We start from the raw sequence: 20978 nt of genomic DNA, 5'->3' as shown, positions 1-20978 counted from the left end.
AGCCCGACGTCGGCTTGCCGGGCTTTCGCCGGCATTGGATAGGGTGGAGCCATGACTTGGCTTGTTACTGGCGGCGCAGGATATATCGGTTCCCATGTGGTCGCGGCTTTGCGCGCGGCGTCGATGCCATCGGTGGTGGTGGATTCACTGTCCAGCGGGCACCGGGAATTCGTCCCGGACGACGTGCCCTTTGTGCACGGGAACATCCTCGATGCCGAGCTGATGGCCCGCACCATGCTCGATCACGGCGTGACCGGGGTGATCCACCTCGCCGGCTTCAAGTACGCCGGTGTCTCCGTGCAGGAGCCGCTGCTCACATATGAGCAAAACGTCACCGGAACGGCGGAACTGCTTAAGGCGATGGAGCTCGCCGGAGTCGACAAACTGGTGTTCTCTTCCTCCGCAGCCACGTATGGCACCCCCTCCGGGGACATCGTCACCGAGGACACGCCCACCCGGCCGGAATCCCCGTACGGCGAGAGCAAGCTCATTGGCGAGTGGCTCATCCGGGACCAGGGACGGGCCCGGGGACTGCAGCACACCTCGCTGCGTTACTTCAACGTCGTCGGCTCCGGATCACCCGAGCTTTACGACACGAGCCCGCACAACCTTTTCCCGATCGTGCTGCGGGCGCTGACGTCGGGGAAGACCCCGAAGATCTACGGCACCGACTACAACACCGAGGACGGCACCTGCGTGCGCGACTACGTCCACGTCGCCGACCTCGCGTCGTCCCACGTGGCCGCGGCCCAGGCCCTCGCTGCTGGCCGGACACTGGAGCGTGTCTACAACCTCGGATCCGGCGACGGCCTGTCGGTCCGGCAGATCATGACGGCCATGGCTCAAGTGACCGGCATCGACTTCGAGCCGGAGATCGGGCCGCGCCGGCCCGGGGATCCCGACCGGATCGTCGCCGACGGGACCCTGGCCGGCCGAGACCTTGACTGGAAGATGCGCCACTCTGTTGAGGAGATGGTCGCCAGCGCCTACGAGGCGCAGAAACGCGCGGTTTCGGCCGGAAGCTAGCGCTACTTATTGAGCCTGGCGCGCAGGCCCTTGAGGAGCTGGGCGGCCTTGCGGGCGAGCTGGTACGCGCCGTAGCGGACCTTCTTCACCGGCATGTCCCAGGTTCCGGGGTACGCGATTTCACGGCCGCCGAAGGATTTCTTGAACGCCGTGAATCCGGCCCACTTATGGTCGGGCTGGTCCGCGGGGGCCACGCCCCAGAGGTCCACGTGCGCCAGGCCCTTGTCCTTGGCATCGGCCATCAGCGTGACCAGCAGCGGAATACCCGCGCTGAGCTTCCGGTGCGTGTCATCCAGGGCGGCGTGCGCATAGGTGCGGGTGTCCGCGGAGTCGTAGGCCACGGCCGCAGCGATCGGCTTGCCCTCGAGTTCGGCGATGAAGAGCGTGGCGGCGCCGGCCGGCATCAGCGAACGTGCAACCTGGGTCAGGTACTCGTCACTTTGCGGCTTGAAGCCGTTGCGTGCGGCGGTCAGGTGCAGGAAGTCCAGCAGCACGGAAATCTCCGCGGGATCCTGGCTGGACCGGAAGGTCACACCCTTCTTATGGATGTTGCGGTACAGGTTGCGGTTGACCGGCTTCATGTCCGCCAGGACGTCCTTGAAGTCGCGGTCCAGGTCCACGATCCAGCTCAGTTCGGGCTGCAGGTTCGCCGGCGCGGGCCGCAGGCCGCGGCTGCGCAGCACGGTGCCGGCGTCGGCGGCCGCGAACCCGGCGCTGACCGGTTCCAGCCGGATGCACACCGCCCCGCACCGTTGCGCCAGCGCCGTCAGGGACTCCAGCGCGGCGTCGAAGGCGGCTAGGGACTCGGCCAGCGGCCCGTACGGCACGTACAGCACCTTCCCGGCTGGGTTGCGTTCCTCGACGGCGAGGAAACGCCAGCCCTCCCCAGCCTGCTCGTGCACGGTGCGGCCCAGGGCGCGCTGGACGTCGGCCCAGTGCGGGCCCTGCAGGAAGTAATCCACGGTTCAGGCCTTCATTCCGGTAGAGACGGCAAAGGCCACGGCGGGCCCGGTGGCACCCGCGACGGGGTGCACGTTGACCGGCGCCTCGGCGGCCGGGAGGAATGCCGAAGCGCCCCGCTCCAGCTGCAGATCGCCCTTGGGGGAGTCCAGCAGGATTGCGCCGGACACCACGATGATGACCGCGGCGCCGGCCTGCGCCAGCGGCACGGGTTCCGCGCCGGGGCGCAGTTCCACCCGCTGCAGCGCGAATTCCTGGAACGGCGGCCGATAGATCTCCTGGCCGAGCATCGTCGTCTCCGCGCTGAGCGCCGGCACGCCGACGGCCTCGAAGGCGATCGTCTTCAGCAGTTCCGGCACGTCCACGAATTTCGGTGTCAGCCCGCCGCGCAGCACGTTGTCCGAGGACGCCATCACCTCGATGCCGAGCCCGTGCAGGTACGCGTGCACATTGCCGGCGGGCAGATACACGGCCTCGCCGGGGGCGAGGGAAATCCGGTTCAGCAGCAGCGAGATCAGCACGCCGGGATCCCCGGGGTAGTCCTGGTTGAGGTTCACCACCGTGGTCAGCTCCGCCCCGTGCGATGCCATGGGCGCGCCGGAGACCAGCGCGGCGACGACGGCGGCCGTCGCGGCGGCGACGTCCTCGCCGCCGGCGATCAGCCGCTCGAAGGCTGCCCTAAGGGCCGCCGGTTCGTCGGACCGGGCCAGGTCTTCAAGCAGCCGGGGGAGCAGGGCCGGGACGTCCAGGCCCGCGACCTCAAGGCACTGCACCAGGTGCAGGAACACGGCCCGCGACTCTGCCGCCGGCCGGAACCCGCAGAGGGCCTCGAACGGCGTCAGGGCGAAAATCATCTCCGGCTTGTGGTTGTCGTCCTTGTAGTTCCGCTCCGTGGCGGCCCGGTCGACGCCGGCAGCCTCCTCGCGGGCGAACCCGGCCCGCGCCTGCTCCAGCGTCGGATGCACCTGCAGGGACAGCGGGCGTTCGGCGGCAAGAACCTTGAGCAGGAACGGCAGCCGGGGACCGAAGCGGGCCACGCTGTCGCCGCCCAGATGGTGCTCCGGGTCGCTGGCGATCAGCTCGTCCAGGGCCAGCCGGCCGCCGTCGCCGTCGCCGTCGGCGGCTGCTGCGGTGACTGCCAGCGACGGGGAGTCCGGGTGGGCGCCAATCCAGAGCTCGGCCTCCGGGCCGCCGGAGGCCGGCCGGCCGAGCAGACCGGCGATCGCGGTGGTCGACCCCCAGGCGTAGGGCCGGAGGACGTTCTCAAGTTCGTACACGGAATACCTATCTGCTCATGGCGAGCTGTTGGTTGGAACCTGCTGGAGGGACGGAACAACCGTCCGGACCTAGAGTGGCGCGCACTGGCCGTTGGTGGCTACCAGGTTGCGGATGGACTGCTCATCGCCGTTGCGTTTGAAGTCGTTGAGCATTTTCTCCGTGATCGGCTCGCCCTCCGGCGTCGTGGTCACGGGGGTGAAGTCCGACGACGACGGCGACGGCGAAGGCTCGGTGGCGGAGAGCGCTCCGGCCGCGGAGAGCGGTCCGGGCACCAGGGCAGGCTGGCGGATGGAGTCGTCGGCTGCCCCGGCCGCGGGAGCGGGGCCGAGCAACTTGTCCACCGCCTGGTGGATCTTGTTGAAGTCCGGCACCGTGGAGAAGGAGGCGTCGAAGTCTGGCGGCCCGATCGTCAGCCGGCTTACGGGCTGCCCCTTGGACTTCATCGCGAGGTCCACGAAACTGCCGAGCTGGCTGGCGGAAATGTTGGAGTCGACCACCTTGGTGCCCGCCTTGACGATCCCCTCGAATTTGGCGAGCAGCGTCGCGGGATCCATCTGCTTGAGCATCGCCTGCTGGACGCACTGCTGGCGGGCGATCCGGGCGTAATCGTCCACGAATTCGCGGGAGCGGCCGTACCAGAGGGCGTGATATCCGTCGAGCTTGTTGTCGCCGGCCGGGATCCAGCCCAGCGGCATGCCGTGGATTCCGTTGGCTTCGTCGATGGTGGGGCCGCTGATCGGGACCCACCCGCCGGCCTTGATCCGGATGCCGCCCATGGCGTCGATGAGTTTGGCGAAGCCGTCCATGTCCACCAGCACATAGGCCTGGACCTTGATACCGAGGGTGCCGGAAACCGCCTCGAGGGTGGCTTGGGCGCCCGGGTCCTGCACGCCGGGGTAAAGATCCTTGTACTTGTTGGTGACCTCGGTGTTGATGGCGTTGATGAGGCACTCATTGCCGCAGTCGTAGCCGTCCGGGTAGATCTTCCGCATCGGGGAGCGCTCGCTGAACTGCGCGTTCTGGAGGTTGCGGGGGATGGAGATGATCGCCGCCTTGCCGGTCTTGGCGTCCACGCTGATCACGGACAGGCTGTCCGGGCGGCGGCCGGTGCGGTCCGCCCCGGCGTCGCCGCCCATCATCAGGAAGTTGTAGCGGCCCTCGGACGGCTCCATGGCCGGGCCGTTGGCGAAGATCGTGCCGATCGCGTCCCGGCCGACGTTCAGCAGGTACGCCGCGTAGCCCAGGCTGCCGCTGCTGAGCAGCATGGCCAGCATCAAGGTGGCGACGACGGCGGTGCGCGTCCCGGTCTCAAGCAGCACCGGGCGGACCAGGCGCAGCGTATTCAGGAACAGGGCCGCCCAGCCGAGGGCGAGCAGCGCAAGCACGATGACCAGCACCAGCGAGGTGGCGGGATTGGCGATGAAGTTGATCAGCGTCGGGCGGGACACCACCAGCAGGACCAGGGCCGCGATGACCAGGGCCCATGCGGTCAGGGTGACGCGGAGCGCGAACCGCCCCAGCCGGCGGTTGCCCGCGACGGTCTGGGCGCTGCCGGGGACCAGCAGCGTCATCAGGATCAGCAGGAAGGCGCGCTTGGCCAGGACCGGCGACGCCGCTCCGGAGGGGTAGCGGACCGGGTCCGTCAGGGCACTCCGTGGCGGCTGCGACTTTTCCCGCGCAGCGGCGAAACCTTGGCTCATGTGCTGGACCCCTACCGGCCGCCCCGCGTGACGCTGTTTTCGTCCGAGAAGACTTCGGCCACCTTGCTGCGCAGGTTCGCACCCTTCCGGGTGGCGGCGTCGTTGAGTTCCTGGGCAAACTGCACCAGTTCGGACCGCAGCTGGTCCGCGAGGGCATCCGTGCCCGAGGCCAGCATCCGGACCGCGAGCAACCCGGCGTTGCGGGCGCCGGCGATCGAGACCGTGGCCACCGGCACACCGGCGGGCATCTGAACGATGGACAGCAGCGAGTCCATCCCGTCCAGGGTCTTCAGCGGCACGGGCACGCCAATCACGGGCAGGGGAGTCACGGAGGCGAGCATGCCGGGGAGGTGTGCTGCGCCGCCGGCGCCGGCGATGATCACGCGCAGGCCGCGTTCATGCGCGGTCTGCCCGTAGCGGATCATCTCGGTGGGCATGCGGTGGGCGGAGACGACGTCGGCTTCGAAGGGGATACCGAATTCGGCCAGCGCCTCGGCGGCGGCCTCCATCACGGGCCAGTCGGAGTCGGACCCCATCACGAGGCCCACAATCGGGGCGGCCCCGTTGTTGGAGTTCCGGGAAATGGAGTCTTGTGCTTCGGTGCTGGCGTTCACGCGTTCTCCTCGGGGTTCCCCGGGGCGGCGGCATGCGCCCGTCCGTCCCGGATGATGTTGGCGACAGTCGCGGCCCGCTGCCGGACGGAGTCGACGTCGGCGGCAGAGGCCCCGACCAGATTGACGTGCCCGATTTTCCGGCCAGGCCGCACGGCCTTGCCGTAGCAGTGGACTTTGGCGGCCGGCTCACTCGCGAGGGCCGCGGGGTAGGCGGAGAACAGGTTCTGGTTCGCGCCGCCGAGGAAATTCTTCATGACCACCACAGGTCCCAGCAGGTCGGTGGCTCCCAGCGGCAGGTTCAGGATGGCGCGCAGGTGCTGTTCGAACTGGCTCGTGACCGAGCCGTCCTGCGTCCAGTGGCCGGTGTTGTGCGGACGCATGGCGAGTTCATTGATCAGGAAGCCGGCGCCGACCCCGGGGGTTTCGAACATCTCCACGGCCATGACGCCGGTGACGCCGAGCTCGTTGGCGATCCGGACGGCGGCGTCCTCGGCCGCGGCGGCAACCTCCAGCGGGATGTCCAGGGCGGGGGCGATGACTTCGTCGCAGACGCCGTCGACCTGGACGGTGTGGACCACCGGCCAGGCCCGGGATTCGCCGTCGGGCGTCCGCGCAACCATGGCCGAGAGTTCACGGCTGAACTCCACTTTGGCCTCGGCCAGCAGCGGGCTCATCGCCTCGAACCAGTCGGCCGCGTCCGCGGCTTCGTCGGCGGAGGCGACGATCCGCACGCCCTTGCCGTCGTAGCCGCCCCGCGGCGTCTTGAGCACCACCGGCCAGCCGGCGTCGTCCCCGAAGGCAACCAGATCCTGCACGTCCGCCACGGCGGCCCAGCGCGGGTTGGGAAGCTCCAGCCGGTCGATCGCTGCGCGCATCACCAGCTTGTCCTGGGCGTTGACGAGGGCATCCGGGCCCGGGTGGACGTTGACGCCGGCCTCGATCAGGGCGCGCAGGTGCCCGGTGGGGACATGCTCATGGTCAAAGGTCAGCACGTCCAGGCCGCGGGAGAACTCCAGCAGGTGGTCAAGGTCCGTGTAGTCGCCGACCGGGGCCTTGGCCACGGCCGCGACGGCGGAGACGTCCTCAGCCTCGGCGAGGACACGGAGTTCGAAGCCGAGGGCTGTCGCGGCAGGGGCCATCATGCGGGCAAGCTGGCCGCCGCCAACCACACCGATTACAGGAAAAGTCACATCTCCCAGCCTACCGAACACCTGCGCGGAACCGGCCTTCGCACGCCCGGGCCGCCCAAACAGCCCTCTAAACAGCGGCATTTTCGGCGCGGTTTGCCGGGCGCCGCCGCGGATTGGGGCCGGCTGGGGGCGCACACCCGGGAAACGGCGCTAAAATGGGCCGTTGGCCATGTGGCCGCCAGATTCCACCAGATTCAAACGGCCATGGAGGGTCATGATTAACACACTTGCAGATCGTGCGCGTGGGCTTGCCTCGCTCTTCTGGCGCGAAGTGGCCAAGTTCGGCGCCGTCGGCGGTGTCGCCTTCATCATCGACAACGGCCTGACGTACTACCTGATGCACGGCGCCATGTCCGACAGTGAGGCGAAGGCCCGCTTCGTCGGCGCAACGGTCGCCACGATCTTCTCCTGGATCGCGAACCGCTTCTGGACCTTCCGCCACCGGCGCCAGGAAAACGTGCTGCGTGAATTCGCCATGTTCGTCCTCATCAACGGCATTGGCATCGGCATCTCCACCGGCCTCACCGCCCTCGCCAAGTACGGCATGGGCATCACGGACAAGAACATGCTTTTCTCCGCCGGCATCGTCGGCATCCTCGTCGCCACGGTGGTGCGGTTCTTCGCCTACCGCTTCCTGGTTTTCAACAAGGAACTCGACGACGAGCCGGAGTTCTCGCACGACCACGAAATCATCGAGCGGCACCCGCACGGCCAGGACGCCGTCAGGGTTCCCGGGCAGGGCCTCCAGGACCCGGACGTTCCCGGAGCCGAACCCGACCACCGCTGATCCGGTCCCTCCGCTGACAAGGCCGGCCCGGGTCAGCTCCGGCTGACGCGCTCGTCACTGAGCAGCCGGTCGGTCACCGCAACGTCCGGGTGCACCAGCACCACGGAACCATCGCGCTGCCACGCCCCGAGGGACTGCGCCAGGACCGATTCGAGGCCCTCGGCGCCCCGGACCAGCAACCGCTCCCCGCCCTCCGCGGACTCCGCCGCAGGGGCCTTCGCCGGGGCGGCAAAACCCTGCAGCAGCTCGGCGTGGCTGTACGCCCCGCCCGCAGCACCCTGCACGGCCCGGCGGCCGGCTTCCGGGTCCACGTGCGGCATGAAGAAGTCGCCATGGGAGCGCACCTCGGCGGCGTAGTCCACGACGCCGGAAGGCAACTCGCCCAGCCAGCGCATCGCCAGCGCCGGCAGCGCGACCGCCACGACGGCGTCGAACGCACCTTCCGCGGCCGCCGGCCCCGGATCCGCGGTGGCGAGCAGCTCGGCTTCCGCGGCGTCGAGCACCACCTCCATGCCGAGCTGCCAGGCGGCCAGCGCGAGCACCACGGATTTCCAGTGCGCCGGCAGATCCAGTCTCAACCGCGTTCCCGGCTCGGCGTCCAACTCGTCCTGCAAGAGATTGCTGGTCTTGGCCACCCAGTTGTCCAGCACCCGGCCGGAGAGTTCCACGCGTTCGGCGTCGGGCCCGTACCAGGTCAACCGGGGCGAGGTCGACTGGCCGGATCGCAAGGCTGTCATCAGTTCGATTGCCGGGATGCTCATGCCCTCATCTTGCCACGGCGGCGGGGCGTGATCTCGGTCACAGCCGGAACGGGGACCCGTCCCGGAGGGCGGCAGGGCGGTGGAGGGCGGCGCCGGAAAATCAGCGTAAACGCAGGAGAATCGCAGAAAAAGCACAAGAAAGTGGTCAGCAGGCTGTCAATTCCTTGCCAGCGGGCGGACGGAGCGCGAAAACTCCCGGGCGTGGCGTGCCCCGGCATTCTGACGGGAATTGATTATTATCTCCGCTGCGGCTTGACTCCCGGATACTTACACGCGTGTAATTAGGTATCGAAAGCCAATGCGCATCAGGCGGCACACAACCGAGTGTCCGAGGGTCAGGCAAAGGCTGCAAAATCAGAGAGGGAACGCCAATGGGGCTTGCAGAGCGTATCCATGAAGATGAAGTTGTCGCCGGCCAGGCGACGGCAAAATACCGTTCACGCGGGGTGCCGAGTGACTGGTACGTCGACCCGGCCGATCCGGACGCCGCGGAGCGGTACAACGAACACACCCAGGATTCGCTGCAGGACCAGGCCACGGCCTTCCTCGCAGCCCATGAAGCACTTCTGGCGGGGAATCCGGAGCAGGACAATGATCCGCTCGACCCGCCAATGGAACTGCAGACCCTGCACTCCGGAACCACCGCCCAGCCGGTGTGGATCGGGTTGCCGTCCCGGCAGGACTTCGATGACGAAGGCGAGCTCGGATGGCAGACAGACGCACTCTGCGCGCAGACCGACCCGGAGGCCTTCTTCCCTGAAAAGGGAGGCTCCACCCGCGACGCCAAGAAGGTGTGCGGTGCATGCAATGTACGCTCACAGTGCCTGGAGTACGCCTTGTCCAACGACGAGCGCTTCGGCATCTGGGGCGGCCTCTCCGAGCGGGAACGCCGCCGGCTTAGGAAGCGGGCAGTCTAATTCTTCAAGAAGTACGAGTCACCGCCGTTGTGGTAGCCCACAATGGCGGTGACTATCTCCCCAGGACCCTGGCGGCATTGGCGGCGCAGACCCGTCCAGCGGATGCAGCCATCGGGATCGACACCGGATCACGCGACCACTCGGCGGCACTGCTTGAGCAGGCGCTCGGCAAAGCCAGCGTCACCGTCTTCGACCAAGCCAGGACCGGTATGGGCGGTGCCGTCCAGGCCGGACTGAAGGCGCTCGCGCCCTGGCGCGGGGACGCCGGGCACGCCGCCTCCGAATGGATCTGGTTGCTGCACGACGACGCCGCGCCGGCTCCCGAGGCCCTCGCCGAGCTCCTGCACGCCGTGGAGCGGGCGCCATCGGTCACCGTGGCCGGCTGCAAGCAGCTGGACTGGCACGCCGGCCGACGGCTGATCGACGTCGGACTTTCCACCAGCCGCTGGGCCGAGCGCCTGACGCTCATCGAAGCCGACGAACTCGACCAGGGCCAGTACGACGGCCGCAGCGACACCTTCGCCGTCAACTCGGCCGGCATGCTGGTGCGCCGCGACGTCTGGGAGGAGCTCCGCGGCTTCGACCCTGCCCTTCCGGGCAGCGGCGACGACGTCGACTTCTGCTGGCGCAACCGGCTCGCCGGCCACCGCGTAGTGGTGGTCCCGAGCGCCCGGATCTTCCACGTGTCGCACCGGCCGCACGCCCAGGGCAACGCGACGGCGGCCCGCAAGGCCCAGGTCCACCTGCGGCTCAAGCACGCCTCGGCCTGGAAGGTTTCGCTGCACGCCGTCGGCGCCCTGCTGGGCAGCCTCTTCAAACTTGTCCTCAGCATCGCCGTCAAGGACCCCGGCCACGGATTCTCCCAGCTGCTGGCAACCCTTGGCGCCCTCGGGAGGCCCGCGGCCGTGTACCGCGGCCGGCGCAACGCGGCCCGCACACGGCGCATCCGCCGCTCCGTCATCAAGGGGCTGCAGACGCCGCGGCGCGAGGTCTGGGCGCACCGGCGTTCGCTGATGGAGGCGCTCGGATCCGACGATACCGAGGCGTCGTCCAGGCACGACCCGCTGGCCGAACAGCCCAGCGGTGATTCCGCCGACGACTTCGCCGCCCTGGACACCACCGGGCGCGGCTGGGCGGGAAACGGCGCCCTGCTGGCGCTGCTGCTCACCGCCGCAGCCTCCCTGATCGGCCTGCTGAGCCTGTTCCGCGCCGACGCCGTCACCGGCGGGGCGCTGATCCCGGTCTCGGCCCGCCTCGGCGACATCTGGAACCATGCCTCTGGCTGGTGGATTGCCCTCGGTGCCGGCCTGCCGGGCCACGGCGACCCGTTCGGCTACGTGCTCTGGGGGCTGGGCGTCATTGGCGCCGGCAACACCAACGGCGCCGTGGCCTGGCTGCTGGTGCTGGCCATGCCGTTGTCCGCGCTGGGGGCCTGGTTCGCCGCCGGCGCCCTGACGCGCCGGCGCAGGCTGCGTCTTGTTGCCGCGCTCATCTGGGCCGGCGCTCCCGCCCTCCAGGTGGCACTCAACCAGGGCCGCCTCGGCGCGCTCATTGCGCACGTGATGATGCCGTTGCTAGTCCTGGCCCTGCTCCGCGCCACCGGCTCCGTGCCGGGCCGCGGACGCTACGCCGTCCCCGCGCCGGGCGAGCGGCGCTTCACCGAGGCGCCTCCCGTCAAGCCCGGAATCAACGGCACGCCGTCCTGGACCGCGGCGGCCGCGGCGGGACTGGCGCTGGCAGTCGTTACCGCGGCGGCGCCGTCGCTGCTGCTGCCCTCCTTCACCGTCGTCATACTGTGCGGCGTGCTGCTGCGAGGCCGTGGGCGGACCGTCTGGTGGTCGCTGCTTCCCAGCCTTGCCCTGTTCCTTCCCTTTGCCCTCTCTGCCCTGGACCGGCCGCGGGCCCTGCTGGCCGACCCGGGCCTGCCGCTGGGCTTCGATGCCGCGCCGCTCTGGCAGCAGGCGCTGGGGCAGCCGCTGCGGTTCGAGTCCGGCGCCGGCCTGGCCGGACTGACGGTCTTCGGGCCGGGGGCCGTGCCGTGGGCGCTGCTGCTGGCACTGCTGCTCGGCCTGCCCCTCCTGCTGCTGGCCCTCACCGCGCTGTTCCTCCCGGGCCGGCGCGGCACGGGCCGGCGGCCGCGGCTGGCCCGCAGTTTCTGGGCCGCCGCCGTGCTGATGCTGGCGGGCGGCTGGCTGGCCGGGCACGTCGCCACCGGCGCCAGCGCCGACGTTCTGGTCTCCCCTTTCACCGGGCCGACGGTATCGGCGGCGGCGTTCGCGCTGCTGGGGGCGGCGCTGCTCGGCGCCGAAGCCGTCCTCGACGCCGCAGACGCGACCGCTACGGCCGCGCCGGGCCGGGCGTTTTTGGTTCGCAAAATCCTCATCCGGGGCACCGCCGTCGCCGCAACGGTGCTCCTGCTCGCCGGGCCCCTGGCCGGGCTCGCCGCGTGGGCCGCGCACAACGTGCTGCAGTCCGACCCGCCTCCGGCCGCCGCGGCCGCCCCGGGCGGGGACGCGTCAGATGCCGCCGCCGGCAGCATCGCGGGGGCGGATGCGGACACCAACGCTGACCATGGCAATGGTGCGCTCGGCACCCGCCGGCTGGTCCAGGCCAGCAAGGCCCGCACGCTCCCGGCGACGGCCATCGACCGCGGCGAGGGACCGGAACAGACCCGGACCCTGGTCCTCTCCGCCAAGGAGGACGGAACGTTCGCGGCCGCGCTCATGCGGGGCGACGGTACCAGGCTGGACGAGCTGTCCGCCGTGGCCTCCGCCCGTCAGGTGATGGGCGAGCCGGGCAAGGAAACGGTCCGGGACGACGACGCCGTCGCGGCTTCCCTGCGCAGCGTGGTCGCCACGATTGCCGCCGGCCAGGGCGTGGACCCCCGCCGGCAGCTCGAGCAGCTCGGCGTCGGGTTCGTCGTCCTGGAGGCCAGCGACAGCTCGGCGGAACTGACGGCCAGCCGGATGGACGCCGTTCCCGGCCTCGTGGCCGTCGGCCAGACCGACGTCGGCTGGTTGTGGCGGATCAGCCCGCTGAACGAGACGGCTGCCAAGGCCGCCGACGTCGCGCACCGCGTGCGCGTCGTCAACGCTGCCGGCACCACCGTCGGGCTGCTGCCCGCCGGGGTGGTCGGCGCCGACGCGGCCGTGCCTGCCGGGCCCGAAGGCCGGCTGGTGGTCCTCGCCGACCGCGCCGATCCGGGCTGGAGCGCCTGGCTCGATGGCCGGCGCCTGACCGCCACCACCGCCGACTGGGCGCAGGCGTTTACCCTGCCGGCCCAGGGCGGCCAGCTCAGCATCCGCTACGAAAACCCGTGGGCCCTCTGGACCGGAATCGTCCAGGCCGTCGTGATCGGCCTGACAATCCTGCTGGCCATTCCGATGCCTGCCCGCCGCCCGAACACCGGGCTCTCCAGGGACGAAGGCTCCCTGCGTAAGGAACATCAGCATGCATGACAACCATGGGGCCCCAACGCCTCCGGAACGGCCCGAACCGGCCAAGCAGCCCCAGACACCGGCGGTTGGGAGCCGGCGGGACAGAAGCGCACGCGGCGCCCAGCCGGACACGGCCCACACCGGGGTTACCGCGTTGGCCCGGCTGAAGAGCCTCTCGGGGGCCGTCGGCGGAGTTCTCTCCGCCGCAGTGCTCGTCGCCGCCGGCGGCGGGCTGGTCGCGGCAGCCGCACTCACCCCGCAGGTCACCGGCAGCCGGCCGCTGGAGGCGCCGCTGGCCGCGGTTCCGGCCGGCAGCAGCGTGGGCATCTGCCCCGGACCTGCACGGCTGCTCGAAGGCACGCCCGTCGGCACCGACCCGCAGTTCAGTCCGGAATCGGCGACCGCCAAGAGCGCGGTCAACGCCGTCGTCATCAGCTCCAGCACCGGCGCACTTCCCGGAAGCCGGCTCGCCGCGCTGGCCGGCAGCCGGCTGGTGGAACTTGCCAAGGCCACCCCTGCCACCGCGGGGCCTGCCGCAAGCCCCGCCCCGGGCGACCCTTCGGCGCTGCGGGCCGGCGTGGTGCCGCAGCGCGCTGTCGACGGCGTCAGTGTGCTCAGCGCGGATGCCCAGGGAAACCAGCAGCCCTCTGCCGGGGCCGTGATGAGCTACACGGCCACGGACGGGGATCTGCGCGGCACGGCTGCCGCCGCCTGCCAGCGTCCGGCCAACGACCTGTGGCTGGTCGGGGCGAACACCGCCCTCGGACGGACCGCCGTGCTGAACCTCAACAACGCCTCCGGGACGCCGGCTACCGTCAGCCTGGATCTCTTCGGCGCCAAAGGCCCCATCCAGGCCCCCGGCAGCCGCGGGCTGCTGGTCGCGCCGGGCAGCACCCGGTCCATCATCCTGGCCGGCCTGGCGCCCGGGCAGGACCAGCTGAGCGTGCGGGTGCGCAGCACCGGCGGCCCCGTCGCAGCCGTCATCCAGCAAAGCGTGCTGCGCGGGCTGACCCCCGGCGGGGTGGATTTCATTTCGCCGGGAACGGCCCCCGCGACCCGCCAGGTCATCTCCGGCATTGATATCCAGAACCCGGACGCCCTGGCGGCGCTGGCCGCCAAAACCGGCTTTGCCGACGCCAAACCTGCCCTGCAGATCACCGTCCCCGGCGCCGCGGACGCCGTGGTGGAAGTGAAACTATTCGGGCGCGACGGCCAAAAGGCCCTGCCCGGCGGCGGCGTAGTCACCGCCAAGTCGGGCGCCGTCACCGAGGTCTCCCTGGCGGGCGTCCCGGCGGGGCACTACACGGTGGCGGCCAGCTCGGACGTTTCCTTCGCCGCCGCGGCCCGGGTCACCCGTGGGCTCAAGGCCGATGAAGCCGCCGATTTGGCCTGGGCGCCGTCTTCGGCGAGGCTCGGAAGCCAGCACGTCGTTCCGGTGCCCCGGACGGGCGAGCGGTTCCTGATGTTCGGCGCGCCGGAAGGCCGCGCCAAGATTTCGTACACGCCGATCACTGCCGACGGCAAGGTCCGGGCCGCGGCCACAATGGACATTGCCGGCGGAACCACCGCCTCCGTCAGAATTCCCGGGGACGTGGGTGGCTCGCCGCTGGTGGGGTACCTGGTCTCGGCGGCGGGGGATGCGGCCTACGGGGCCGTCATGCTGCAGCAGGGCGGCAGGTCCGACATCGCCAGCATCCCGGTCCTCCCCGGGGCGGCCGGCCAGGAACAGATCCCGGTCACCCTCGGGTACTAACCGCGACGGCCGGCGCCCAGCAACGGCGGCCTAATAGCGGCGGCGGTACACCGGGTCCAGCGACTCGGGCGGGACGCCGAGCATCTCCGCGGTACGCTCCACCACCACGTCATGCACGAGGTCCTGGAGTTCGTCGCGGCTGCCGCAGGCCTGCTCGACAACCCTCCGGTAAAGTGTGATCACGGGGCCCTCCTCCGCCGTCGCCGGTGTGTAGGAGCCCATCGGCGCCGGGGTGCCGTCGGCTACGAGTTTCTCGAGTCCGGGCGGGATTTCCTCGACCGCAAAACGGACCCCGTCCAGCGGCTTGCCCCAGATATCGTGCAGGCGCTGGGCCGAATCCAGGACAAAGTCATCGAAGCGGTCCGAACGTGTCCGGTAGCCGGGCAGCGTCGGGAGCATCAGCTCGCCGCGCAGGCCGCGGCCGTGCCGGTTCCTGCGGCGTTGCCGGAAGCTCTTCCCCTTGGCGGCGCCGCCGTCGCCGGGGTCAGCCAACCGGACCGTAAAGCCGGGATCATGGTGCGATGACTGCATATCTTGACTCTAAACCCGGCGCCTGATTTCTGCGATATGGCGGCCGCCGCGACCCGCCGTCGGAGCCCGCCCGACGCCGTCGGCCGCCCTGGGCGCAGCGTCCCGGGGCCGGACGGGCGTTTCAATGCGCGGGAGCGGGCAGGTGGGGGAGTAGTCTGTGATGTCGTGGGTGCAATTCGTCAGTGTTCAAGGTCAGCCTGCCGCAATTCGGCGGTGGCTACTTTGACGTACGTGTATGCCGACTCCACCGCGGTGCTCGGCCCGCTGGCCACCTACGCCGAGCCGCACTGCTACGACCTTTGCGAACAACACGCCGGCACCCTGACCGTGCCGCGGGGCTGGGAAGTCCTGAGGCTCGCGATGCCGGCCACTCCGGCCGGTCCCGGGCCCGATGACCTGCTGGCCCTTGCCCATGCGGTCCGCGAGGCCGCAGCCCGGCCCGCAGCCGCAGAGCCCGCCCAGGGCCAGCGTGCCGCGCATCCGGCCCTCGAAGCCCCGGCCGCCGCCGACGGTACGCGCCGCGGGCACCTGCGCGTCCTGCGCGAACCCTCCTGAGCCGCGAACTGGCGGTAGGCTGGGAACTGAAATTTCCGTACGCCACCGGCGCCAGCGGCGTCGCCCCCAGGGAGCCTTCACCATGCCACTGATCAGTCCCGAACTGTTGTCTGTCCTGCGCTGCCCCGTGACCGGCTCAGCCCTGGTGCAGGAGGGCGAAGAGCTCGTCGCCGCGTCGCCCGACTCGAACGGGCAGAAGCTGCGCTACACGATCGAGGACGGCATCCCGCTGCTGCTGCCGCCGGAGCTGCTGGCCGCGGCCACCGCCGCCTCCTCCGATCAGCACGACGGCGGCCGTCACGACGGCGCGCCCCGCCACGCCGCAGAGTAGCCCCGCCCTCCGGTGCGGGCGGCGGACGGAACAAGCGCAGCCGACCCATCGGAGGGCGCCCCGGCGCCGAACCACTTGCAGTCCCTTCAGCTATATTCCGGCTACCCCAAAGGATCCCCATGACTTTCGACTATAAAATTGCCGACATTTCGCTGGCCGAGGCCGGCCGGCACCAGATCCGCCTCGCAGAGCACGAGATGCCCGGGCTGATGTCCCTGCGCGAGGAGTTCGGCGCGAGCCAGCCACTCAAGGGTGCCCGGATCGCCGGCTCCCTGCACATGACGGTGCAGACGGCCGTGCTGATCGAGACCCTCACCGCCCTCGGCGCCGAGGTCCGCTGGGCTTCCTGCAACATCTTCTCCACCCAGAATGAGGCCGCAGCCGCCGTCGTGGTCGGCCAGGGCACCGTCGAGGACCCGCAGGGCGTTCCGGTGTTCGCCTGGAAGGGCGAGACGCTCGAGGAATACTGGTGGACGGCCGAGCAGATCCTGACCTGGCCCGGTGCGGACAGCAACCCGGACCTGGGCCCGAACATGATCCTCGACGACGGCGGCGACGCCACCATGCTGGTGCACAAGGGCGCGGAATTCGAGGCCCTGGGCGCCGTGCCGGCGGCAGGCGACGATGAGTCCGAGGAGGGCCGCGTCTTCCTCGAGGTGCTGCGCGCCTCGCTGCAGAAGGACCCGCAGAAGTGGACCCGGATCGGCTCGCGCCTGCTCGGCGTAACCGAGGAGACCACCACAGGCGTCCACCGTCTCTACCAGCTCGCCGAGCAGGGCAAGCTGTTGTTCCCGGCGATCAACGTCAACGACTCCGTCACCAAGAGCAAGTTCGACAACAAGTACGGCATCCGCCACTCGCTGCCGGACGGCATCAACCGCGCCACCGATGTGCTGATGGGCGGCAAGGTCGCCGTCGTATGCGGGTACGGCGACGTCGGCAAGGGCGCCGCGGAGGCGTTCCGGGGCCAGGGCTCGCGCGTGATCGTCACCGAAATCGACCCGATCTGCGCGCTGCAGGCGGCGATGGACGGCTACCAGGTGGCCACGCTCGAGAGCGTGCTGGCTGAAGGCCACATCTTCATCACCACCACGGGCAACAAGGACGTCATCATGGCCGAGCACATGGCCGGGATGCGCGACAAGGCGATCGTGGGCAACATCGGCCACTTCGACAACGAGATTGACATGGCCGGGCTCGCCCGGATCCCCGGCATCAAGAAGGTCGAGATCAAGCCGCAGGTGCACGAGTGGGTCTTCGATGCCGGGACCGCGGAAGAGCGCTCCATCATCGTCCTGTCCGAGGGCCGGCTGCTGAACCTCGGCAACGCGACTGGGCACCCCTCCTTCGTGATGAGCAACTCCTTCGCCAACCAGACCATCGCGCAGATCGAACTGTTCACCAAGGCGGGCCAGCCGGAAGGTGAGCGCGAGTACGAAAAGCAGGTTTACGTGCTGCCGAAGATCCTCGACGAGAAGGTGGCCCGGCTGCACCTTGGCGCCCTCGGCGTGCAACTGACCGAGCTGACCAAGGAACAGGCTGCCTACCTGGACCTCGACGTCGCCGGCCCGTACAAGCCGGAGCACTACCGCTACTAAGCGCGACACTGCGAGCAAAAGGGGCCCTGGACTTAGCGTCCGGGGCCCCTTTTGTGACCGTATCGTGGCGCTGGCAACGGCGGGCCGCACCAGAAATTCACATATGCTTTCAAGGTAACGTCTGGAAGGACCCGAGTATTGTGATCGCCCCGAAAAGCTGGAGCACCGGCCGGAAAGCCGCCGTGCTGGCAGCCGTATGCGCCCTGGCAGCCGGCGGCGGAGTCTTCGCCGCGGCAGGACCCCTGGCGCACGCCTCCTTTGCCTCCGAAGCAGGATCGCCGGAGCGATCGACCCAAGGCCTGGCCTTCCCGGTGGTGCCCCCGCTCCAGCTCGCCGCCGCGCCCGCCGACGCCGCCGTCCAGGTCAACCCGGCCGCCCCGGTCACCCTGAAGGTGGGCAACGGCCGGATTGAGCGGGCGGCCCTGACAAGCGAGACGGGCCAGTCCGTGGACGGGAAGCTCAGCGCCGACGGATCCAGCTGGGCCGCCACCGGGCCGCTGGAATTCAACACCCGCTACAGCTACAGCTACTCAGTGGTTGACGGCGCGGGACGATCAACCGAGAACACCCGCAGCTTCACCACGGTGACCACCGCCAACGAGGCGGACGCTGCCATCTATCCGCTGGACGGCATGAAGGTCGGGGTCGCGCAGCCGCTCCAGCTCACCTTCAGCGAGCCGGTACTGAACCGCGCCGCCGTCGAAAAGGCAATCAAGATCAGCTCCACCTCGGGCCAGGTCGGGGACTTCCACTGGTTCAGCAACACCATGGTCCGGTACCGGCCGCAGAATTTTTGGGCGGCCAACAGCACCATCACCATGGACATCAAGCTCTTTGGCGTCAATCTGGGCAAGGGCCAGGTCGGCAACTTCAATAAGTTGGTCACGGTCCACATTGGCGACAAGAAGGTCGCCGTGGCGGATGCCAAGGCGCACACCTTCACGGCCTCGATCAACGACCGGCAAGTCGGGCGGTGGCCCGCGACCATGGGGGACACCCGGTTCCCGTCGGCGCGCGGCTACCTGGTGCTGATGGAGAAATACCGGGTGGAGCACATGGACGCCCGCACCATCGGCCTCAAACCGGGCGACCCGGCCTACTACGGGCAGCTCGACGTCAATTACGCCACACGACTGACCCCCAGCGGCGAGTTCATCCACCAGGCCACGGCCTCCGCGATGCCCTACATCGGCAAGGTGAACCTCTCACACGGCTGCGTCGGCCTGGGACCGGCCGGTGCCAAGTGGGTCTTCGACAACATGACGACCGGGGACGTGGTCCAGGTGGTCAACACCGACGGCGACTATGCGGCGTACGACGACGGCTTCGGGGACTGGAACATCCCCTGGGCGAAGTACGCGAACTGAGCCGGGGCGCCTGGCAAGGCGCCGGGGGATTTGCACAATGGGGGAATTGCAGTTGGGGGATGCGGGATGGCCAAGACGGTAAGGCAAGGCAAGAGCGGTCGAAGTACCGGCAAGATGCTGGCAGTAGCCGGCATCTGCCTCGCCATCTGTGCCGGCGGAATTGGCGTCGCCACCGGCCCGGTCTGGGCGGACAGCGACCTGCCCTCGGAAGCGGGGTCGCCGATGCGCAACGTCTCGGGCCTGGTTGCGCCTGTCGTGAAGGCCGTTGAACTCGGGGTAACGCCGACCGACGGCGCCCGGGACGTCAACCCGGCCGCCCTGCCGTCGGTCAAAGCCGTCAACGGCGTAGTCAAGGACGTGGTGCTGCGGCCCGAACCCGGCGGCGCCCCGGTCCCCGGCACCACCAGCGCGGACGGCTCCATCTGGACCGCCGGGGACCCCCTGGAGTTCGACACCCGGTACCACTACAGCTTCACGATCGTGGACCTGGCCGGCCGGGAGACGAAGAAGGTCCAAAGCTTCTCGACCGTCGCCACGGCCAACGAAGCCGACGCCGCGGTCTATCCGCGGGGCGACAGCACCATTGGCGCCGGGCAGCCCATTGAGATCGTGTTCAGCGAGCCGGTCATCAACAAGGCGGCCATGGAGAAGGCCGTGAAGGTCACCGTCTCCTCCGGTCAGGCCGTCGCCTGGCGCTGGTACTCGGACCGGCGCGTCCGGATCCGGCCGGAGCGCTTCTGGGCCGCCAACAGCCGGATCACCGTGGACCTGAAGCTGTTCGGCGTCGACTTCGGCAACGGCATGGTCGGCAACTCGAACGTCCCGGTGTCCTACAAGGTGGGGCCGCAGCGGCTCGCCGTCGTGGACGACGTCACGAAGACGATGAAGGTCTACTTCGACGGCCGGCTGGTCAAGACCGCACCGGTCACCCTGGGCGGCGAGGACTGGCTATCACCCTCCGGTTACGCCGTCATCATGGAGCAGGAACGCCGCTCCAAATTCAACGCCGGCAGCATCGGCCTCAAGCCCGGCGACAAAGGCTACTACCCGCCGCTTACCGTCGAGTACGCCAACCGGCTGACGACGTCGGGCGTCTACGTCCACCAGGCACTGGAGTCCGCGTGGGGCGCGGTGGGCCGGTTCAACGTCTCTCACGGTTGTGTTGGACTGCTCCCGGCGGACGCCCAGTGGTTCTTCAACAACATGAGGACCGGCGACGTGGTGCAGACCCTGAACACGGGGGCGGCGCCGGTGGAGCCGCTGGAAGGCTTCGGTGACTGGAACATCCCCTGGGCCCAGTACGGCAAGCGCTGAGCCCGCGCGGCCGGCAAACGCCGAGCCCCGCGGCCGGACGAGGTCAGCGGGCCCGCTGGTGCGGCAGCCGCCCAAGCCGTGCGCCGAGGCGCGCGTTGCGTTCCCGGGTGAGCCGCAGGCGGTCCAGCTCGCGGCGGCTCCGCTCGCCCAGCACCGCGGCCAGGTATTCCTCCGGCCCGGTTCCGGCCGGCGGCGGGGGAGCAACGTGCGCCGCTAGCTCGGTGGCCAGCGACTGCGCCATCGCCACCCGGGAGCCGGGGGACATGCGGTGGGCCTGGCGGATGAAGAGCGAGGCGCGGCGGGCCGCGGCGTCCGGAATCCGGCCAATGTCCGCGAGCGACACCCAGGGCTGGAGGTGGAACGGCACGCTGTGCAGCACGGGAGCTTCGGCCTGCACCCGCCGTCGCAACGCATAGGTGCCGGCCACCAGGTCACCGAGCCGCTTGGACTTCCCGTTGAAGAGCGCGACGGCGATCGCCAGTCCGCCCAGCGTCGTGTAAATCTCGAGGAAACCTATCAGGCCCCGGATCAGGGCATGCCGGAAACGGATCGCGCCGCCGTCGTCGCGCACGATCCGCAGGCCGGTTGCCAGCTTCCCCAGCGACAGGCCGCGGCTGAGGGTTTCCACCGTGACGGGCAGCACCACGAAGCAGAAGACGACGACGACGGTGACCAGGGCGCCCATGGCGGCACGATCCAGCTCGGGGGCGGCGGCGCCGACTACCACCAGCAGGCCCCAGAGCACGGCGGTGTGTGCCAGGACGTCCAGCAGCAGGCCCAGCGCCCGGGCGGCGAACGACGCCGGCCGCAACTCCAGGACGACGCCCTCGCCTGTGATGATGGAACTCAACCCGGACCC

Annotated in this window: 18 protein-coding genes; 10 read left to right on the top strand and 8 right to left on the bottom strand. The window is 69.7% G+C overall.

The window, feature by feature from the left end; translation table 11 throughout:
• Positions 1-51: 51 nt before the first annotated feature.
• Positions 52-1026, top strand: a complete 975-nt coding sequence (gene galE, locus AC1DH3_RS11365) for a UDP-glucose 4-epimerase GalE (protein ID WP_441418475.1) — start codon at positions 52-54, stop codon at positions 1024-1026.
• 2 nt (positions 1027-1028) lie between these two features.
• Here galE and AC1DH3_RS11360 read toward each other — a convergent pair whose 3' ends face one another.
• The 5 genes from AC1DH3_RS11360 to AC1DH3_RS11340 all read right to left on the bottom strand — a co-directional run bounded on the left by AC1DH3_RS11360 (position 1029) and on the right by AC1DH3_RS11340 (position 6768).
• The gene (locus AC1DH3_RS11360; protein WP_476909351.1) at positions 1029-1988 is read right to left on the bottom strand and encodes a lipid II:glycine glycyltransferase FemX; all 960 of its coding nucleotides are present in this window, start codon (positions 1986-1988) and stop codon (positions 1029-1031) included.
• A 3-nt stretch (positions 1989-1991) separates the two neighbouring features.
• Positions 1992-3263 carry a mannose-6-phosphate isomerase, class I gene (gene manA, locus AC1DH3_RS11355; protein ID WP_476909350.1) on the bottom strand — a complete coding sequence of 424 codons (1272 nt, stop codon included), beginning with the start codon at positions 3261-3263 and terminating at the stop codon, positions 1992-1994.
• Between the two features lie 69 nt (positions 3264-3332).
• On the bottom strand, positions 3333-4964 hold the full coding sequence (locus tag AC1DH3_RS11350; protein ID WP_476909349.1) for an LCP family protein: 1632 nt from the start codon (positions 4962-4964) through the stop codon (positions 3333-3335).
• 11 nt (positions 4965-4975) lie between these two features.
• The gene (gene purE, locus AC1DH3_RS11345; protein ID WP_476893291.1) at positions 4976-5500 is read right to left on the bottom strand and encodes a 5-(carboxyamino)imidazole ribonucleotide mutase; all 525 of its coding nucleotides are present in this window, start codon (positions 5498-5500) and stop codon (positions 4976-4978) included.
• Between the two features lie 74 nt (positions 5501-5574).
• Positions 5575-6768, bottom strand: a complete 1194-nt coding sequence (locus AC1DH3_RS11340; protein ID WP_476893246.1) for a 5-(carboxyamino)imidazole ribonucleotide synthase — start codon at positions 6766-6768, stop codon at positions 5575-5577.
• A 214-nt stretch (positions 6769-6982) separates the two neighbouring features.
• On the opposite strand from AC1DH3_RS11340, the gene AC1DH3_RS11335 reads away from it, so the two are divergent.
• Positions 6983-7555 carry a GtrA family protein gene (locus tag AC1DH3_RS11335; protein WP_476909348.1) on the top strand — a complete coding sequence of 191 codons (573 nt, stop codon included), beginning with the start codon at positions 6983-6985 and terminating at the stop codon, positions 7553-7555.
• 32 nt (positions 7556-7587) lie between these two features.
• Here AC1DH3_RS11335 and AC1DH3_RS11330 read toward each other — a convergent pair whose 3' ends face one another.
• Positions 7588-8316 carry a TIGR03089 family protein gene (locus AC1DH3_RS11330; RefSeq protein WP_476909347.1) on the bottom strand — a complete coding sequence of 243 codons (729 nt, stop codon included), beginning with the start codon at positions 8314-8316 and terminating at the stop codon, positions 7588-7590.
• 371 nt (positions 8317-8687) lie between these two features.
• On the opposite strand from AC1DH3_RS11330, the gene AC1DH3_RS11325 reads away from it, so the two are divergent.
• Genes AC1DH3_RS11325 through AC1DH3_RS11315 form a run of 3 tightly spaced genes read left to right on the top strand, consistent with a single transcriptional unit; the run spans position 8688 to position 14423 of the window.
• The gene (locus tag AC1DH3_RS11325) at positions 8688-9233 is read left to right on the top strand and encodes a WhiB family transcriptional regulator (RefSeq protein WP_175322802.1); all 546 of its coding nucleotides are present in this window, start codon (positions 8688-8690) and stop codon (positions 9231-9233) included.
• A gap of 29 nt (positions 9234-9262) precedes the next feature.
• Positions 9263-12691, top strand: coding sequence for a glycosyltransferase family 2 protein (locus tag AC1DH3_RS11320; protein ID WP_476909346.1), 3429 nt, complete (start codon positions 9263-9265; stop codon positions 12689-12691).
• Positions 12684-14423: a DUF5719 family protein gene (locus AC1DH3_RS11315; protein ID WP_476909345.1), complete on the top strand. Its 1740-nt coding sequence runs from the start codon at positions 12684-12686 to the stop codon at positions 14421-14423. The genes AC1DH3_RS11320 and AC1DH3_RS11315 overlap by 8 nt, the downstream gene beginning before the upstream one ends.
• A gap of 30 nt (positions 14424-14453) precedes the next feature.
• Here AC1DH3_RS11315 and AC1DH3_RS11310 read toward each other — a convergent pair whose 3' ends face one another.
• Positions 14454-14954 carry a metallopeptidase family protein gene (locus AC1DH3_RS11310; RefSeq protein WP_441418466.1) on the bottom strand — a complete coding sequence of 167 codons (501 nt, stop codon included), beginning with the start codon at positions 14952-14954 and terminating at the stop codon, positions 14454-14456.
• A gap of 165 nt (positions 14955-15119) precedes the next feature.
• Between AC1DH3_RS11310 and AC1DH3_RS11305 the strand changes: the two genes are divergently transcribed.
• From AC1DH3_RS11305 to AC1DH3_RS11285, 5 genes are all read left to right on the top strand, one after another.
• A complete protein-coding gene (locus tag AC1DH3_RS11305) occupies positions 15120-15509 on the top strand; it encodes a DUF3499 domain-containing protein (RefSeq protein ID WP_175322798.1) in 390 nt (129 codons plus the stop codon).
• 82 nt (positions 15510-15591) lie between these two features.
• A complete protein-coding gene (locus AC1DH3_RS11300; protein ID WP_441418465.1) occupies positions 15592-15840 on the top strand; it encodes a Trm112 family protein in 249 nt (82 codons plus the stop codon).
• Between the two features lie 119 nt (positions 15841-15959).
• A complete protein-coding gene (gene ahcY / locus AC1DH3_RS11295) occupies positions 15960-17438 on the top strand; it encodes an adenosylhomocysteinase (RefSeq protein WP_441418464.1) in 1479 nt (492 codons plus the stop codon).
• 143 nt (positions 17439-17581) lie between these two features.
• A complete protein-coding gene (locus tag AC1DH3_RS11290) occupies positions 17582-18805 on the top strand; it encodes a L,D-transpeptidase (protein ID WP_441418566.1) in 1224 nt (407 codons plus the stop codon).
• A 114-nt stretch (positions 18806-18919) separates the two neighbouring features.
• On the top strand, positions 18920-20119 hold the full coding sequence (locus AC1DH3_RS11285; protein WP_441418463.1) for a L,D-transpeptidase: 1200 nt from the start codon (positions 18920-18922) through the stop codon (positions 20117-20119).
• A 43-nt stretch (positions 20120-20162) separates the two neighbouring features.
• Here the strand turns inward: AC1DH3_RS11285 and AC1DH3_RS11280 are convergent, their stop codons facing one another.
• On the bottom strand, positions 20163-20969 hold the full coding sequence (locus tag AC1DH3_RS11280; RefSeq protein WP_441418462.1) for an RDD family protein: 807 nt from the start codon (positions 20967-20969) through the stop codon (positions 20163-20165).
• Between the last annotated feature and the right edge of the window lie 9 nt (positions 20970-20978).

This window comes from Arthrobacter sp. 05L428 (assembly GCF_056397665.1).
This window is presented reverse-complemented; position numbering and strand designations above follow the sequence as displayed.